Source organism: Streptomyces sp. NPDC048441, assembly GCF_043200235.1.
In the GTDB taxonomy this organism is placed as follows: Bacteria; Actinomycetota; Actinomycetes; order Streptomycetales; family Streptomycetaceae; genus Streptomyces.
Genome location: NZ_JBICXM010000002.1, coordinates 75216 through 91598, shown reverse-complemented (window position 1 = coordinate 91598; position 16383 = coordinate 75216). Strand labels below are relative to the sequence as shown.

Genomic DNA, 16383 nt, shown 5'->3' with positions numbered 1-16383 from the left:
CGGATGCTATCCGTACTCCTCGAACGTACGATCAAGAAGGGGCGGCCCTGAGAACTCTGCGCAGTGGGGGCAGCAGGACGGAGACGCCGATGGCCCGACCCAAGAGCGCGAAAGCCGCCGCACCGGAGACCCCGGACGCCAAACAGCTCAGCCGCAGCCTCGGCTGGCTGGCCCTGCTCGGCGCGATCCTGGCGGTGGCAGGGCTCGTGGGCCTCGTCTATACCGGCGTCGCCACCCTCACCTCCATGCTGCTCTTCGGCTGGCTGCTCCTGGTCGGAGGCCTTGTCGGCCTGCTGCACGCGGTGCAGTCGCGGGGCACGAACTTCTTCTGGCTCGGTGTCGTCGTGGCCGCGCTGAACATCGCCGCCGGTGTCGTGATCATTCGCAGGCCGGATGTGGCGGCGGAGGCGCTGACGATGTTCGCGGCGCTGCTCTTCCTGACCGGTGGTGTGTTCCGCCTGGTCGGCAGCCTGGTGGTGCGCGGCCCGCAGTTCGGCTGGACCCTCGTGCAGGGCGCCTTCGGTCTGCTGCTCGGCATCCTGGTGCTCGCCAACTGGCCGAGCAGCAGCCAGTACGTGATCGGCTGCTTCTTCTCGCTGGCGCTGCTCTTCGACGGCCTCGGCCTGCTCGCCGCGGGTCTCGGCGGGCGCCGGATCGTGAGCATGGTCGCCGAGGGACAGGAAGCGGAACGTCCCGAACAACCCGTACAACCCGAAGAAAGCTTGAAAGCGAAACCAGGGGAACAGGAGTAGTCGCACAGCTGGCGTGGTCAACCGTCAGTGGTCAAAAGTCGTCGATAGTCGCTGACTTCTGGTCAGTCATGGGGTCCGGACCAGAGCATTCCCAACACTCGATGTGTGGTGACAATCGAGCGCAAGGGCGGCGACCGGACGATGGACAACGACGGGAGGGGCCCTGGCCCACTCCCTCGGGAGAGCGGAAAGGTGCCGTACGAGGGCGTGTGGCGGTTCACCGCGGCCGCCGTCGACGCCTCGGTGCCCCAGGCGCGGCACGCGGTACGCGACCTGCTCGCGCGCCAGGGCGTGCCCGCGCCGGACGACCTCGTGCACGGCCTGCTGGTCATCGTCTCCGAACTGGTCACCAACGCGGTGCGGCACGCCGCCCTGCTCTCGCCGATGCTCGCGGTGGAGGTGGCGGTCGGCGCCGAGTGGGTGCGGGTCTCCGTGGAGGACGACCACCCCTACCGCCCGACCGCGCTGGTGGCCGACCACGGCCAGACGGGCGGCCGCGGGCTGCTCCTCGTACGCGAGATCACGCAGGAGGCGGGCGGTGCCTGCGACGTCGAACACACCGCGAGCGGGGGCAAGGTCATCTGGGCGGCCCTGCCCCTGAAGCCCAACGGCGCCGTCTAGAGGGGCAGCCGGCTCACCAGCCGGCTGCCGTGCCCGTCAGCTCCCTGATCGCGGGACGCGCCGCGTCGAGGACCGTCATGAACCATGCGGAGAACGGCCCCTGGGCGTGCCGCGCCGTCAGCTCGTCGGCGGTCACGAACGTGGTCTCGCCGACCTCGGACGGGTCGGGCCGCAGCTGCGCCTGCACCATGCCGACGAAGAGGTGGTTGAACTCCTGCTCCACCAGGCCCGAGTCGGGGTCCGGGTGGTTGTAGCGCACGGTGCCGGCCTCGGCGAGGAGCGAGGGCGAGACGCCGAGCTCCTCGTAGGTCCGGCGCGCGGCGGCCGCGAACGGCGCCTCTCCGGGGTACGGGTGCCCGCAGCAGGTGTTCGACCAGACGCCGGGGGAGTGGTACTTGCCCAGGGCGCGCTGCTGCAGCAGAAGACGCCCCTGCTCGTCGAAGAGGAAAACAGAGAACGCCCGGTGCAGTTGCCCGGGCGCCTCGTGCGCGGAGAGTTTCTCCGCTGTGCCGATCGTCTTGCCGTCCTCGTCGACGAGTTCCAGCAAGATCGCTTCTCCGGTGCCGTTCGACGAGCTGTTCGCCGCGGTGGCAGGTGTGATCGGCATACCCATCCTTCGCTTCGGTCTTCGAGCCTCAAGTCTGCCGTACGCGACGGGTGCTTCAGGCCGGAAACCACCGGAACCACCCTCAGTGACAGAGCTTCGCCTCGTGCTCCGCGTGGCCGACCGGCTCCAGCTGGAAGGTGCAGTGCTCGACATCGAAGTGATCGCCCAGGCATCCCTGAAGCTCGTGCAGCATCTTCTCGTGGCCGATCGCGTTCAGCGTGTCCGTGCTGACGACCACGTGCGCGGAGAGGACCGGCATTCCCGAGGTGATCGTCCATGCGTGCAGGTCATGGATGTCCTCGACGCCGGGCAGCGCCAGTATGTGCGAGCGGACCTCGGCCATGTCGACGCCCTTCGGCGCCGACTCCAGGAGCACGTTCAGGGTCTCCCGCAGCAGCTTCACCGTACGCGGGACGATCATGAGGCCGATGACCAGCGAGGTGATCGGGTCCGCGGCCTGCCAGCCGGTCGTCAGGATGAGCACCGCCGCGACGATCACCGCGACGGAGCCGAGCGCGTCCGCGAGGACCTCGAGGAAGGCGCCGCGCACGTTCAGGCTGTCCTTCTGGCCGCGCATCAGGAGCGAGAGCGAGATCATGTTCGCCACGAGGCCGATGAGTCCGAAGACGATGGTCAGTCCGCCCTCGGTCTCGGCGGGCGTGATGAATCGCTGGATCGCCTCGTACAGGACATAGCCGCCGACGCCGAGCAGGAGGAGGCAGTTGGCGAGCGCGGCGAGGATCTCGGCGCGTGCGTAGCCGAAGGTGCGGGTCTCCGTAGGCGGGCGACCGGCGAACTGGATGGCGAGCAGCGCCATGCCGAGGCCCAGGGCGTCCGTCGCCATGTGCGTCGCGTCCGCGATGAGCGCGAGCGAATCCGCCACGATGCCGCCGACGATCTCGACCACCATGACGGTGATCGTGATCGAGAGCGCGATGCGAAGCCGTCCCCGGTACGCCGCTGTCGCGGTGCCCGTGGGCGGCCCCCCGTGCGCGTGTCCGTGGTCGTGCCCAGCCCCCATGGAAGCCGCCTCCGTGTGCTCGGTATCGGTCTTCGGTTCCCTGCGCGTGTCTGCCGCGAAGACAGTCAACTACGGGAGGGGGGTATACGGCAACACGGCACTGAACACCGTTGTCATATGCTCTGACCTGCGGAAATGACAGCAGGTCAGAGCGTTGGGGGAAGTGGAGCGGGATCAGGAGCGGCGCGCACCGGGATGGTGGTGGCACCAACCGTCCCACGCGGATTCGACCATCTCGCGCACCCCGCGCCGAGCCCTCCAGCCCAGCTCATCGGCGGCCAGGCCCGCGTCCGCGACGGCACGCGGGGCGTCGCCGTCGCGGCGCGGCTCGACGAGCGCCGGACGGTCGTCGCCGGAGATCTCACCGATGAGCGTGACGAGTTCGCGTACGGAAACGCCCTCGCCGCGGCCGATGTTCACCGTGAGGTCACCCTCGGGGCGCGCTTCGACGCGGCGGGCCGCCGCGAGGTGCGCGTCGGCGAGATCGGCGACGTGGATGTAGTCGCGGACGCACGTGCCGTCCGGCGTCGGATGGTCGTCGCCGAAGATCCGCGGCGCCTCGTCGCGGGTGAGCCGGTCGAAGACCATCGGGATCACGTTGTAGACCCCGGTGTCCGCGAGCTCGGGGGTCACGGCACCTGCCACGTTGAAGTAGCGCAGGCACACGGTCGCGATGCCGTGCGCCCGTCCTGCCGCCCGCACCAGCCACTCCCCGGCGAGCTTCGTCTCTCCGTAGGGGTTGATCGGGACGCAGGGCGTGTTCTCCGCCACCAGATCCACGTCCGGCGGGTTTCCGTACACCGCCGCCGACGAGGAGAAGACGAACCGCTTGATCCCGGCATCGGCCACCGCTTCGAGCAGCGTCACCAGGCCGCCCACGTTCTCCCGGTAGTAGCGCAGCGGCTGCTCCACGGACTCGCCGACCTGCTTGCGGGCCGCGAGATGCACCACACCCGTCACCTCGTGCTCGGCGAAGACCCGCCGCAGCAGCTCACCGTCGAGCGATGAGCCCCTGATGAGAGGTATGTCCGGAGGGAGGCGCTCCGGCACCCCGGCCGATACGTCGTCGAGCACGACGACCCGCTCCCCGGCGCCGGCCATCGCCCGCGCCACATGTGCCCCGATATATCCAGCTCCGCCTGTGATCATCCATGTCATGGGCGTCGACTTTATGTCGTTTGTGCCGGTCGAACGAAGTGCGGTTTGTGGGTGCCGCCCCCGATCGACCATGATGATCGAGTTGGCACGGGCCCTCGCAGGCCGTGCTTATCGGGCCGTGAACGGGCGGTGAACGCCCGCTTCCCATCATCCGATAGCCTCTGCCGACGTGCCGCCCGGCCGCTGTCGGCCAGGGGCGCCCCCCTCTTCACGCACGTGCCCGGCGCGAGCCGCGCCGGGAATCAAGGAGTGAGTTCGTCTGTCGACCGCCATCCTGACCGGTCAACCGGTCCCCGGGTCGCCGCTCGAAGGCGATCTGCGGTCCCTGGGGTTTGACGTCCGCGTCGCCTCCGACGCGGCGGACACCGAGACCCTGCTCACCGCCGTCCCGGCCGGTCAGCGCGTCGCGATTGTCGACGCACGCTTCGTGGGCCACGTCCACGCGCTCCGCCTCGGCCTCACCGACCCGCGCTTCGCCGCATCAGCGGTCCCCGGCGCGGTCACCGCACAGCCCGAGGCCCGAGCGGACCTGACCCGCGCCCTGCGCACCACCACGGGCTCCGGCAACGGCGGCGGCTCCGCACTGACGGTCGAGGCGCTCGCCGACCACGTCGCCGATGCCCTGACCGCCGAAGGACACGACGTCCACCGACCCGACCTCGGCACCCTCGTCGCCACCGTGCCCAGCGATCCGCAGACGCGGAACGAGGCACGGCAGGCCGTCGCCGCCGTGGACGACGAGGCCGTACGCCTGCGGACCGCGGTCAAGTCCCGGGACGGCTTCTTCACGACGTACTGCATCTCCCCTTACTCGCGCTACATCGCCCGCTGGTGCGCGCGCCGCGGCCTCACCCCGAACCAGGTCACCACCGCGTCGCTGCTCGTCGCCCTGATCGCGGCGGGCTGCGCGGCCACCGGTACCCGCGTCGGCTTCGTCGCGGCCGGCCTGCTGCTGCTCTTCTCCTTCGTCCTGGACTGCACGGACGGGCAGCTCGCCCGCTACTCCCTGCAGTACTCGACGCTCGGCGCCTGGCTCGACGCGACCTTCGACCGCGCCAAGGAGTACGCCTACTACGCGGGCCTCGCGCTCGGCGCGGCCCGCGGTGGCGACGACGTATGGGCGCTGGCGCTCGGCGCGATGGTCCTGCAGACCTCCCGGCACGTCGTGGACTTCTCCTTCAACGAGGCGAACCACGACGCGACCGCCAACACCAGCCCCACCGCGGCCCTTTCGGACAAGCTCGACAGCGTCGGGTGGACCGTATGGCTACGCCGGATGATCGTGCTTCCGATCGGTGAGCGCTGGGCGCTGATCGCCGTGCTCACCGCGGTCACGACGCCGCGCATCACCCTGATCGTCCTGATCATCGGCTGTGGTCTCGCCGCCTGCTACACCACGGCAGGGCGCGTCCTTCGCTCGCTGACCCGCAGGGCGACCCGCACCGACCGCGCCGCACAGGCACTCGCGGACCTCGCCGACACCGGGCCGCTCGCGTCCGCCTTCGCGGCACTGAAGCCCGGCGGTCTGCCGGTGCCCGCACCGGCACTCGCCTTCGCCGGCGGCGCCGTGATCGCCTGCGTGGCGGGTCTCACGTCCTACGGCAGCCCCTGGGTGGTCGTCGCCGCGGTCGTCTACGTCATGGCTTCGGGCCTCGCCGTCGCCCGCCCCCTCAAGGGCGCCCTCGACTGGCTCGTCCCGCCGTTCTTCCGCGCGGCCGAGTACGGCACGATCCTGCTGCTCGCCGCCAAGGCGGACGTGAACGGAGCCTTGCCCGCGGCTTTCGGACTGGTGTCCGCCGTCGCCTACCATCACTACGACACGGTGTACCGCATTCGCGGCGACGCAGGCGCGCCGCCGCACTGGCTGGTGCGGGCGATCGGCGGGCATGAGGGCAGGACCCTGGTGGTCGCTCTCGCCGCCGCGCTGCTCACCGACACAGATTTCACCGTCGCGCTCACGGCACTCGCCGTGGCCGTGGCACTCGTGGTGCTCGTCGAGAGCATCCGCTACTGGGTGACCGCTCACAAACGTGGAGCACCCGCCGTACACGATGAAGGAGAACCCGCATGATCGGCCTTGTGCTGGCGGCCGGCGCCGGACGGCGTCTTCGCCCCTACACCGACACGCTTCCCAAGGCCCTGGTGCCGGTCGATGGTGACACCACCATCCTCGACCTGACCCTCGGCAACTTCGCGGAGATCGGTCTGACCGAGGTCGCGATCATCGTCGGCTACAAGAAGGAAGCGGTCTACGACCGCAAGGCGGCGCTCGAGGAGAAGTACGGCCTCAAGCTCACGCTGATCGACAATGACAAGGCCGAGGAGTGGAACAACGCCTACTCCCTCTGGTGCGGTCGTGACGCGATCAAGCACACGGTGATCCTCGCCAACGGCGACACCGTGCACCCGGTCTCCGTCGAGAAGACGCTGCTCGCCGCCCGGGGCGAAGGCAAGAAGATCATCCTCGCCCTCGACACGGTGAAGAACCTCGCCGACGAGGAGATGAAGGTCATCGTGGACCCCGCGAAGGGCGTCCAGAAGATCACCAAGCTGATGGACCCGGCGACCGCGACCGGCGAGTACATCGGTGTCACGCTCATCGAGGGCGACGCCGCCGAAGAGCTGGCGGACGCGCTGAAGACCACCTTCGAGCGCGACCCCGACCTCTACTACGAGGACGGCTACCAGGAGCTCGTCAACCGCGGCTTCAAGATCGACGTGGAGCCGATCGGCGACATCAAGTGGGTCGAGATCGACAACCACGACGACCTCGCCAAGGGTCGGGAGATCGCGTGCCAGTACTGACGAGGCTCATCCCCTCGCCGGTCGTCGTCGACATCCGGCCGGGGGCGCTCAACGACCTGGCCGGTGTCCTCGCCGACCAGCGGATCTGCTCGTCTACCGGCAAACTCGCCATCGCGATCAGCGGTGGCTCCGGCGCGGTCCTTCGCCGCAGACTCGAACCGTCGCTGCCCAGCGCCGAGTGGTTCGAGGTGGGCGGCGGCACGCTCGATGACGCCATCAAGCTCGCCGACGCCATCAAGAAGGGCCGCTACGACGCGGTCGTCGGCCTCGGCGGCGGCAAGATCATCGACTGCGCCAAGTTCGCCGCGGCGCGCGTCGGCCTGCCGCTGGTCGCCGTCGCGACAAACCTGTCGCACGACGGTCTGTGCTCGCCGGTCGCCACGCTCGACAATGACGCGGGCCGCGGCTCGTACGGAGTGCCGAACCCCATCGCGGTCGTCATCGACCTCGATGTGATCCGTGAGGCGCCCGTACGTTTCGTACGCTCCGGCATCGGCGACGCCCTGTCCAACATCTCCGCGATCGCGGACTGGGAGCTCGCCGCCCGCGAGCGCGGCGAGGACATCGACGGCCTCGCGGCCGCCATGGCGCGCCAGGCGGGCGAGGCGGTCTTGCGCCACCCCGGCGGCGTGGGCGACGACGCCTTCCTTCAGGTCCTGGCCGAGGGTCTTGTCCTGACGGGCATCGCGATGTCCGTGTCGGGCGACTCCCGTCCGGCGTCCGGCGCCTGCCACGAGATCAACCACGCCTTCGACCTCCTCTTCCCCAAGCGCGCGGCGAGCCACGGCGAGCAGTGCGGTCTGGGCGCGGCCTTCGCGATGTTCCTGCGCGGGGCGAAGGAGGAGTCCGCCTACATGGTGGAGGTGCTGCGAAGGCACGGCCTCCCCGTGACGCCTGAGGAGATCGGCTTCACCGTGGACGAGTTCGTCCAGGTCGTGGAGTACGCCCCGCAGACACGCCCCGGGCGCTACACGATCCTCGAGCACCTCAATCTGACCCCTGACCAGATCAAGGACGCATACGCCGACTATGCCAAGGCCATCGGTAGCTGAACTCCGCCCCGTCGTTCACCCCGCAGGGGTGAAGGACCGGCGCAGCGGTGAGCACTGGGCGGGACGCCTGTACATGCGAGAGATCTCGCTGCGCTGCGACCGCTACCTGGTGAACACCAGGATCACGCCCAACCAGCTCACGTATCTGATGACCGTGGCCGGCGCCCTCGCCGCCCCGGCTCTTCTGGTGCCGGGGATCACGGGCGCCGTGCTCGGCGTGGTGATGGTGCAGCTCTATCTCCTGCTCGACTGCGTCGACGGCGAGATCGCCCGCTGGCGCAAGCAGTACTCGATGGCCGGGGTCTACCTGGACCGTGTCGCCGCCTACCTGTGCGACGCCGCAGTCCTGGTCGGCTTCGGTCTGCGCGCCGCCGACCTGTGGGGATCGGGGCGGATCGACTGGCTGTGGGCCTTCCTCGGCACGCTCGCCGCGCTCGGCGCCATCCTGATCAAGGCCGAGACCGACCTCGTCGGTGTCGCCCGGCACCAGCAGGGCCTCGCGCCGGTCAAGGAGTCGGCCTCCGAGCCGCGCTCGTCCGGCATGGCCCTGGCCCGCAAGGCCGCGGGCGCTCTGAAGTTCCACCGGCTCGTGCTCGGCATCGAGGCGTCCCTGCTGATCCTGGTCCTCGCGATCGTGGACTCGGTGCGGGGCGACCTGCTCTTCTCGCGGATCGGTGTCGCCGTACTCGCCGGCATCGCACTCCTTCAGACGCTGCTGCACCTCGTGTCCATCCTCGCTTCGAGCAGGCTCAAGTGAGTGCGGCGGGGAACCGGCCCATGAAGGTCGGCGCGGTCATCATCACGATGGGCAACCGCCCCCAGGAGCTGCGTGCCCTCCTGGACTCGGTCGCCAAGCAGGACGGCGACCCGGTCGAGGTGGTCGTGGTCGGCAACGGCGCCCCCGTGCCCGACGTCCCCGAAGGCGTACGTACCGTCGAGCTGCCCGAGAACCTCGGCATCCCCGGCGGCCGCAACGTCGGCATCGAGGCCTTCGGCACCGGCGGCACCGACGTCGACGTCCTGCTCTTCCTGGACGACGACGGCCTCCTGGCCAACACGGACACGGCCCAGCTGTGCCGCGAGGCCTTCGCCGCCGACCCGGAGCTCGGCATCATCAGCTTCCGCATCGCCGACCCGGACACGGGCGAGACCCAGCGTCGCCACGTGCCGCGCCTTCGCGCGTCCGACCCGATGCACTCATCGCGCGTGACGACCTTCCTCGGTGGCGCCAACGCGGTCCGTACGCAGGTCATGGCCGAGGTCGGCGGACTGCCCGACGAGTTCTTCTACGCCCACGAGGAGACCGACCTCGCCTGGCGTGCGCTGAACGCGGGCTGGATGATCGACTACCGCGCCGACATGGTGCTCTTCCACCCGACGACCGCCCCGTCCCGGCACGCGGTCTACCACCGGATGGTCGCCCGCAACCGCGTCTGGCTCGCCCGCCGGAATCTGCCCGCGCTCCTGGTCCCCGTCTACCTCGGTGTCTGGATGCTCCTGACCCTGGCCAGGCGGCCTTCGGGCCCGGCGCTCAAGGCCTGGTTCGGCGGGTTCAAGGAGGGCTGGACGACGCCTTGCGGACCGCGCAATCCGATGCGGTGGCGTACGGTGTGGCGGCTGACCCGACTGGGCCGACCTCCTGTCATCTGACAAGCTCGGGTCTGAGAACATCTGGGCCATACCCCGGTCCCTGGCCCACGCCTACGCCCGACCGGCTGCGCATCTGAAGACGAAAGTTTCCACTCGTGAGTGAGACAACGCATGACGGCGGAGTCGCGGTGACCGCACCTCCGTCGCCCGATGACGGGCTCTCCCGAACCGATCTCGCCGCCAAGTACGGTCTGACCGTCAGCGGCGCCCGGCCCGGACTTGTCGAGTACGTCCACCAGCTCTGGGGACGGCGCCACTTCATCCTCGCCTTCTCACAGGCGAAGCTGACCGCCCAGTACAGCCAGGCCAAGCTCGGCCAGCTGTGGCAGGTGGCGACGCCGCTCCTGAACGCGCTCGTCTACTTCTTGATCTTCGGTCTGATCCTGGGCGCCGACCGGGGCATGGGGAAGGAGATCTACATCCCGTTCCTCGTGACGGGAGTCTTCGTATTCACCTTCACGCAGTCCTCGGTGATGGCGGGTGTCCGGGCGATCGCGGGGAACCTGGGCCTGGTCCGTGCGCTGCACTTCCCGCGGGCCTCGCTGCCGATCTCCTTCTCGCTCCAGCAGCTCCAGCAGCTGCTGTTCTCGATGATCGTGCTGTTCCTCATCACGATCGGCTTCGGCAGCTACCCGCGGCTGTCGTGGCTGCTGATCTTCCCGGTCCTCGCCCTGCAGTTCCTGTTCAACACGGGTCTCGCGATGATCATGGCGAGGCTGGGCAGCAAGACCCCCGACCTCGCGCAGCTGATGCCGTTCGTGATGCGTACGTGGATGTATGCCTCCGGCGTGATGTTCTCCATCCCGGTCATGCTCAAGACCAAGCCCGAGTGGATCTCGGACGTCCTGCAGTGGAACCCCGCGGCCATCTACATGGACCTGATGCGTTTCGCCCTGATCGACGGCTACGGCTCGGACAACCTGCCGCCGCACGTCTGGGCGGTCGCGGCCGGATGGGCCGTGCTGGTCGCCGTGGGCGGCTTCGTGTACTTCTGGAAGGCTGAGGAGCGATACGGCCGTGGCTGAAGACAACTCCGCCGGCAAGAGCGACAAGATCGACAGGAACGGCAAGATCGAGGACGCTGTCGACTTCTCCAAGGCGCACATCCCCACCGTCATCGCCGACGAACTGCACATCGTCTACCGCGTGAACGGCGCGAAGACAGGCAAGGGCAGCGCCACCTCCGCGCTGAGCCGCATGTTCAAGCGCGGCGAGGAGCGTGGCGTACGCAAGGTGCACGCCGTGCGCGGCGTCAGCTTCACCTCCTACCGCGGCGAGGCCATCGGCCTGATCGGCTCGAACGGCTCCGGCAAGTCGACGCTGCTCCGCGCCATCGCGGGACTGCTCCCCGCGGAGAAGGGCAAGGTCTACACCGACGGCCAGCCCTCGCTGCTCGGCGTCAACGCGGCCCTGATGAACGACCTGACGGGCGAGCGCAACGTCATACTCGGCGGGCTCGCGATGGGCATGACACGCGAGCAGATCAGGGAGCGCTACCAGGACATCGTCGACTTCTCGGGCATCAACGAGAAGGGCGACTTCATCACCCTGCCGATGCGCACCTACTCGTCCGGAATGGCGGCCCGCCTGCGCTTCTCCATCGCGGCGGCCAAGGACCACGACGTGCTGATGATCGACGAGGCCCTGGCCACCGGTGACCGCAAGTTCCAGAAGCGCTCCGAGGCCCGTATCCGCGAGCTCCGTAAGGAGGCGGGCACGGTCTTCCTGGTCAGCCACAACAACAAGTCGATCCGTGACACCTGTGACCGCGTGCTGTGGCTGGAACGCGGTGAGCTGCGCATGGACGGACCGACCGACGAGGTCATCAAGGAGTACGAGAAGTTCACGGGCAAGTAGGTAGTCCCGTACACCCGAATGCGGCGGGGCCCCACCGGAGTCAACCCGGTGGGGCCCTGTCGCGTCCTGAGTCTTCGACTGCCCCGGTGGATATTTCAAGTCACGGACACCCAGGGAAGATTGAGGCCAATCGGTGTGTTGTTGTGACGTGCGAAACACCCCGACGATCCATGCCGCGTTGTACAACGTAAGCTGTAGCGGTGCTGATTCGCGGCAAGTGGGGCGATATCGCGCGGTGCCCGGCTCACGGCACGGTCCGCCTCGCGGGGGACCGGGCGGCGTGTCCGAAATAGGATGTATTGGGTCGGCAGTGTAGAACGGGAGATGTGACGGCAATGGCTATGGATGATCTCCAGCTGCGCGACGCATCCGCCGTCCTCGCGAAGGCCGCGGACGAGAACTTCCCGGTGGCGCCCTTCTTCCTGCCCCGAGCCTGGCGCGACGACCTCATGGCCGTGTACGGCTACGCCCGCCTCGTGGACGACATCGGCGACGGCGATCTCGCCCCCGGTGGCGCGGACGCCCGATATCTCGGCGTGGACCCCGAGTCCGCCGACGACCGGCTCGTCCTCCTCGACGCCTTCGAGGCCGACCTGCACCGGGTCTTCGACGGCACCCCGCACCACCCGCTCATGCGTGCCCTCCAGCCCACGGTGCGCCGCTGTCACCTCACGCCCGAACCCTTTCTCGGCCTGATCGCGGCCAACCGTCAGGACCAGCTCGTCGCGCGCTACGAGACGTACGACGATCTCCTCGCCTACTGCGAGCTGTCCGCCAACCCCGTGGGCCGCCTGGTCCTCGGCATCACCGGCACCGCGACCCCGGAGCGGATCCGTCGCTCGGACGCGGTGTGCACCGCCCTCCAGATCGTCGAGCACCTACAGGACGTCGCCGAGGATCTGGCACGGGACCGCATCTACCTGCCCGCCGGGGACATGAAGCGGTTTCATGTCCAGGAGCGGGATCTGGCCGCACCGACAGCAGGCGCGTCGGTGCGCGCACTGGTTGCATATGAAGCAGAACGCGCCCGCTGCCTCCTGAATGAAGGCACCCCCCTGGTGGGTAGCGTCCACGGCAGGCTGAAGGTGCTGCTTGCGGGTTTCGTGGCTGGGGGGAGGGCGGCGGTCTCGGCGATTGCCGCTGCCGGATACGACGTACTTCCTGGACCGCCCAAGCCCACCAAGCCGCGCTTGCTGCGCGAGGTGGGGGCGGTTCTGCGAGGAGAGGGGTGAGCCGGACCGTGGAGTCAGGCCCGAACGTGTCCGCGCCGGTTCTCGCCGCATACAGCTATTGCGAGGCCGTGACCGGACAGCAGGCACGCAATTTCGCGTACGGCATCAGGCTGCTCCCGATGCCCAAGCGCCGCGCGATGTCGGCGCTCTACGCCCTCTCGCGGCGCGTGGACGACATCGGCGACGGCGCACTCGCGCCCGACGTCAAGGCCGACCGCCTCGACGACACCCGGGCCCTGCTCGCCCGGATCCGCGAGGGCGAGGTGGAGGAGGACGACACCGACCCCGTCGCGGTCGCGCTCGCACATGCCGCCACGCACTTCCCGATTCCGCTCGGCGGTCTCGACGAGCTGATCGACGGCGTCCTGATGGACGTCCGCGGTGAGACGTACGAGACGTGGGAGGACCTGAAGGTCTACTGCCGCTGTGTGGCCGGGGCCATCGGCAGGCTCTCCCTCGGCGTGTTCGGTACGGAACGCGGCGCACTCCATGCCGAGCGCGCCGCGGAGTACGCCGACACGCTCGGCCTCGCGCTACAGCTCACCAACATCCTGCGTGACGTGCGCGAGGACGCCGAGGACGGCCGTACGTACCTGCCCGCCGACGACCTCGCCAAGTTCGGCTGTTCCGCCGGGTTCTCGGGCTCGGAGCCGCCCGCGGGCTCCGACTTCGCGGGGCTCGTGCACTTCGAGGTGCGCAGGGCGCGGGCGCTGTTCGCCGAGGGATATCGCCTCCTCCCGATGCTCGACCGGCGCAGCGGGGCCTGTGTCGCCGCCATGGCGGGCATCTACCGGCGGCTTCTCGACCGGATCGAGCGCGAGCCGGAGGCCGTTCTGCGCGGCCGTGTCTCGCTGCCGGGCCGCGAGAAGGCGTACGTCGCCGTGCGTGGTCTCTCCGGGCTCGACGCGCGCACCATCTCCCGACAGGCCGTCAGGAGGCGTGCGTGACGGGCATCGGCGGCGCACACGATGGGCGTAGGGCATCCCTGGTCAACCGGTGGGCAACCCTCCGCTCCACCCTGGCGTCCCAGACTGCAACGGCCGAGGGGGAAACTGCATGACGAACGACGATGTGCGGCCCGGACGGCCGGACGCGGACGCCACAGGCCGCCCGGGTGGGGCGGCCGCTGTAGTGGTCGGCGGCGGTCTGGCCGGGATCACCGCCGCCCTGTCGCTCGCCGACGCCGGGATGCGCGTGACGCTGCTCGAAGGGCGGCCGCGCCTCGGCGGGCTCGCGTTCTCCTTCAAACGCGGCGAACTGACCGTCGACAACGGCCAGCACGTCTATCTGCGCTGCTGCACCGCCTACCGCTGGTTCCTCGACCGCGTCGAAGGCGCGGACCTCGCGCCCTTGCAGGAACGTCTCGACGTGCCGGTGCTCGACGCCGACCGGAACCGGCTCGGGCGCCTTCGCCGCACCGCGCTGCCCGTGCCGCTGCATCTGGCGGCGAGCCTCGCCACGTATCCGCATCTGTCGCTCGCGGAGCGCGCCAACGTGGGGCGCGCCGCGCTCGCCCTCAAGGGACTCGACCCGGCCGACCCCAAGCTGGACGGCCAGGACTTCGGCAGCTGGCTGGCCCGGCACGGTCAGTCGGCGCGCGCCATCGAGGCCCTGTGGGACCTGGTCGGCGTGGCCACGCTCAACGCCGTCGCGGGCGACTCCTCGCTGGGCCTCGCCGCGATGGTGTTCAAGACCGGGCTGCTGTCGGAACCGGGCGCAGCCGACATCGGCTGGGCGCGGGTGCCCCTCGGTGATCTGCATGACACGCTCGCCCGCAAGGCGCTCGACTCCGCGGGCGTGCGAACCGAACTGAGGGCACGGGTCACCTCCATCTCCCCTACGGACAACGGGGGTTGGAAGGTCCAAGTTCCCGGTGAGGACATCGAGGCGGACACCGTCGTGCTCGCCGTGCCGCAGCACGAGACGCACGACCTGCTCCCGGAGGGCGCGCTCGACGAGCCCGACCGGCTGCTCGACATCGACACGGCGCCGATCCTCAACATCCACGTCGTGTACGACCGCAAGGTGCTCAAGCGGCCCTTCTTCGCGGCCATCGGTTCGCCGGTGCAGTGGGTCTTCGACAGGACCGACGCCTCCGGGCTCACCGAAGGCCAGTATCTGGCGCTGTCCCAGTCCGCGGCCCAGGACGAGATCGACGCGCCCGTCGCCGCGCTGCGCGAGCGCTATCTGCCGGAGCTCGAACGGCTGCTGCCCGCGGCGCACGGCGCGGAGGTACGGGACTTCTTCGTGACGCGGGAACGCACGGCGACGTTCGCGCCGACTCCCGGCGTGGGACGGCTGCGGCCCGAAGCCCGCACCAAGGCTCCCGGCCTGTACCTGGCCGGGGCGTGGACCGCCACCGGGTGGCCCGCGACCATGGAGAGCGCCGTCCGCAGCGGCATCAGCGCCGCCGGGGCAGCTCTCGCCGCACTCGACCGCCCCCGTGATCACCTCTTCGACGTCGAGGAGGCCGCGTGAAGCTAGACCTTCTGGGGTCAGGTCCCCAGAAATCCAGCATTGGAACAAGAGGAGAGACTGTGCCGACTGTGCCCTCGGCCGAACCGGCTGCCGACACGGTGGACGTGACCTCACTGCTCGAGCGCGGAAGGACGCTGGCCACCCCGGTGCTGCGGTCCGCCGTGGACCGCCTCGCGCCGCCCATGGACACCGTCGCCGCCTACCACTTCGGCTGGATCGACGCCGAGGGCAACCCGTCCGACGGCGACGGCGGAAAGGCCGTGCGCCCCGCGCTCGCCCTGCTCTCCGCGGAAGCCGCGGGCGCCGCACCGGAAGTCGGTGTTCCCGGCGCGGTCGCCGTGGAGCTTGTGCACAACTTCTCGTTGCTGCACGACGACCTGATGGACGGCGACGAGCAGCGCCGCCACCGCGACACGGTGTGGAAGGTGCACGGCCCGGCGCAGGCCATCCTCGTCGGCGATGCCCTGTTCGCCCTCGCCAACGAGATCCTCCTGGAGATCGGCACCGTCGAGGCGGGCCGCGCCACGCGCCGCCTGACCGCCGCCACGCGCGCGCTGATCGACGGCCAGGCGCAGGACATCTCCTACGAGCACCGCGAGCGGGTCACCGTCGAGGAGTGCCTGGAGATGGAGGGCAACAAGACCGGCGCCCTGCTCGCCTGCGCCGTCTCCATCGGCGCGGTCCTCGGCGGCGCCGATGACCACACCGCCGACGTCCTGGAGAAGTACGGCTACCACCTCGGCCTCGCTTTCCAGGCCGTGGACGATCTGCTCGGCATCTGGGGCGACCCGGAGGCCACCGGAAAGCAGACCTGGAGCGACCTGCGCCAGCGCAAGAAGTCACTGCCGGTGGTGGCCGCGCTCGCCGCCGGCGGGCCCGCGTCCGAGCAGCTCGGCGAGCTGCTCGCGGCGGACGCCAAGAGCAACGACTTCGACAGCTTCTCCGAGCAGGAGTTCGCCGCACGCGCCGCCCTGATCGAGCAGGCGGGCGGCCGCGAGTGGACCGCCGACGAGGCCCGGCGCCAGCACACCATCGCCATCGAGGCGCTCGACACCATCCAGATGCCGGACCGGGTGCGGGCTCAGCTCGTCGCGCTCGCCGACTTCGTCGTCGTACGGAAGAGATGATCACTATCGCGCGTATATGACTC

The 16383-nt window shown here is 69.5% G+C and carries 17 protein-coding genes; 13 read left to right on the top strand and 4 right to left on the bottom strand.

What is annotated here, in order from left to right:
* Positions 1–89: 89 nt before the first annotated feature.
* Both ACGFSB_RS04745 and ACGFSB_RS04740 read left to right on the top strand, forming a co-directional pair.
* Entirely contained in the window at positions 90–752 is a 663-nt protein-coding gene (locus ACGFSB_RS04745) for an HdeD family acid-resistance protein (RefSeq protein WP_393394070.1), read from the top strand.
* A gap of 141 nt (positions 753–893) precedes the next feature.
* The gene (locus ACGFSB_RS04740) at positions 894–1373 is read left to right on the top strand and encodes an ATP-binding protein (protein WP_393395736.1); all 480 of its coding nucleotides are present in this window, start codon (positions 894–896) and stop codon (positions 1371–1373) included.
* A gap of 13 nt (positions 1374–1386) precedes the next feature.
* On the opposite strand, the gene idi is transcribed toward ACGFSB_RS04740, so the two are convergent.
* From idi to ACGFSB_RS04720, 4 genes are all read right to left on the bottom strand, one after another.
* Positions 1387–1980 carry an isopentenyl-diphosphate Delta-isomerase gene (gene idi, locus ACGFSB_RS04735; RefSeq protein WP_393394067.1) on the bottom strand — a complete coding sequence of 198 codons (594 nt, stop codon included), beginning with the start codon at positions 1978–1980 and terminating at the stop codon, positions 1387–1389.
* Between the two features lie 82 nt (positions 1981–2062).
* The gene (locus ACGFSB_RS04730; RefSeq protein ID WP_393394064.1) at positions 2063–3001 is read right to left on the bottom strand and encodes a cation diffusion facilitator family transporter; all 939 of its coding nucleotides are present in this window, start codon (positions 2999–3001) and stop codon (positions 2063–2065) included.
* A 174-nt stretch (positions 3002–3175) separates the two neighbouring features.
* A complete protein-coding gene (gene galE / locus ACGFSB_RS04725; protein ID WP_393394062.1) occupies positions 3176–4159 on the bottom strand; it encodes a UDP-glucose 4-epimerase GalE in 984 nt (327 codons plus the stop codon).
* Positions 4160–4367: 208 nt separating this feature from the next.
* A complete protein-coding gene (locus tag ACGFSB_RS04720) occupies positions 4368–4595 on the bottom strand; it encodes a hypothetical protein (protein WP_393394059.1) in 228 nt (75 codons plus the stop codon).
* On the opposite strand from ACGFSB_RS04720, the gene ACGFSB_RS04715 reads away from it, so the two are divergent.
* The 11 genes from ACGFSB_RS04715 (at position 4587) to ACGFSB_RS04665 (ending at position 16360) form a co-directional block, all read left to right on the top strand.
* On the top strand, positions 4587–6230 hold the full coding sequence (locus tag ACGFSB_RS04715) for a DUF5941 domain-containing protein (RefSeq protein WP_393394056.1): 1644 nt from the start codon (positions 4587–4589) through the stop codon (positions 6228–6230). The genes ACGFSB_RS04720 and ACGFSB_RS04715 overlap by 9 nt on opposite strands.
* Complete coding sequence (locus ACGFSB_RS04710; RefSeq protein WP_393394053.1) at positions 6227–6964, top strand: sugar phosphate nucleotidyltransferase; 738 nt, start codon at positions 6227–6229, stop codon at positions 6962–6964. Before ACGFSB_RS04715 ends, ACGFSB_RS04710 begins: the two co-directional genes overlap by 4 nt.
* Positions 6952–8016 (top strand): iron-containing alcohol dehydrogenase family protein, encoded by a 1065-nt coding sequence (locus ACGFSB_RS04705; RefSeq protein ID WP_393394050.1) that lies wholly within the window; start codon positions 6952–6954, stop codon positions 8014–8016. Before ACGFSB_RS04710 ends, ACGFSB_RS04705 begins: the two co-directional genes overlap by 13 nt.
* A complete protein-coding gene (locus ACGFSB_RS04700; protein ID WP_393394047.1) occupies positions 7994–8773 on the top strand; it encodes a CDP-alcohol phosphatidyltransferase family protein in 780 nt (259 codons plus the stop codon). The genes ACGFSB_RS04705 and ACGFSB_RS04700 overlap by 23 nt, the downstream gene beginning before the upstream one ends.
* A 20-nt stretch (positions 8774–8793) precedes the next feature.
* Positions 8794–9666 carry a glycosyltransferase family 2 protein gene (locus tag ACGFSB_RS04695; protein WP_393394045.1) on the top strand — a complete coding sequence of 291 codons (873 nt, stop codon included), beginning with the start codon at positions 8794–8796 and terminating at the stop codon, positions 9664–9666.
* Between the two features lie 95 nt (positions 9667–9761).
* Positions 9762–10691 (top strand): ABC transporter permease, encoded by a 930-nt coding sequence (locus ACGFSB_RS04690; RefSeq protein ID WP_393394042.1) that lies wholly within the window; start codon positions 9762–9764, stop codon positions 10689–10691.
* 46 nt (positions 10692–10737) lie between these two features.
* Complete coding sequence (locus ACGFSB_RS04685; protein ID WP_393395734.1) at positions 10738–11523, top strand: ABC transporter ATP-binding protein; 786 nt, start codon at positions 10738–10740, stop codon at positions 11521–11523.
* 335 nt (positions 11524–11858) lie between these two features.
* Positions 11859–12755, top strand: a complete 897-nt coding sequence (gene hpnC, locus ACGFSB_RS04680; RefSeq protein WP_393394039.1) for a squalene synthase HpnC — start codon at positions 11859–11861, stop codon at positions 12753–12755.
* Complete coding sequence (hpnD, locus tag ACGFSB_RS04675) at positions 12752–13702, top strand: presqualene diphosphate synthase HpnD (RefSeq protein WP_393394036.1); 951 nt, start codon at positions 12752–12754, stop codon at positions 13700–13702. The genes hpnC and hpnD overlap by 4 nt, the downstream gene beginning before the upstream one ends.
* A 109-nt stretch (positions 13703–13811) precedes the next feature.
* Positions 13812–15233: a hydroxysqualene dehydroxylase HpnE gene (hpnE, locus tag ACGFSB_RS04670; protein ID WP_393394033.1), complete on the top strand. Its 1422-nt coding sequence runs from the start codon at positions 13812–13814 to the stop codon at positions 15231–15233.
* Positions 15230–16360, top strand: coding sequence for a polyprenyl synthetase family protein (locus ACGFSB_RS04665; protein WP_393394030.1), 1131 nt, complete (start codon positions 15230–15232; stop codon positions 16358–16360). Before hpnE ends, ACGFSB_RS04665 begins: the two co-directional genes overlap by 4 nt.
* Positions 16361–16383 lie beyond the last annotated feature (23 nt).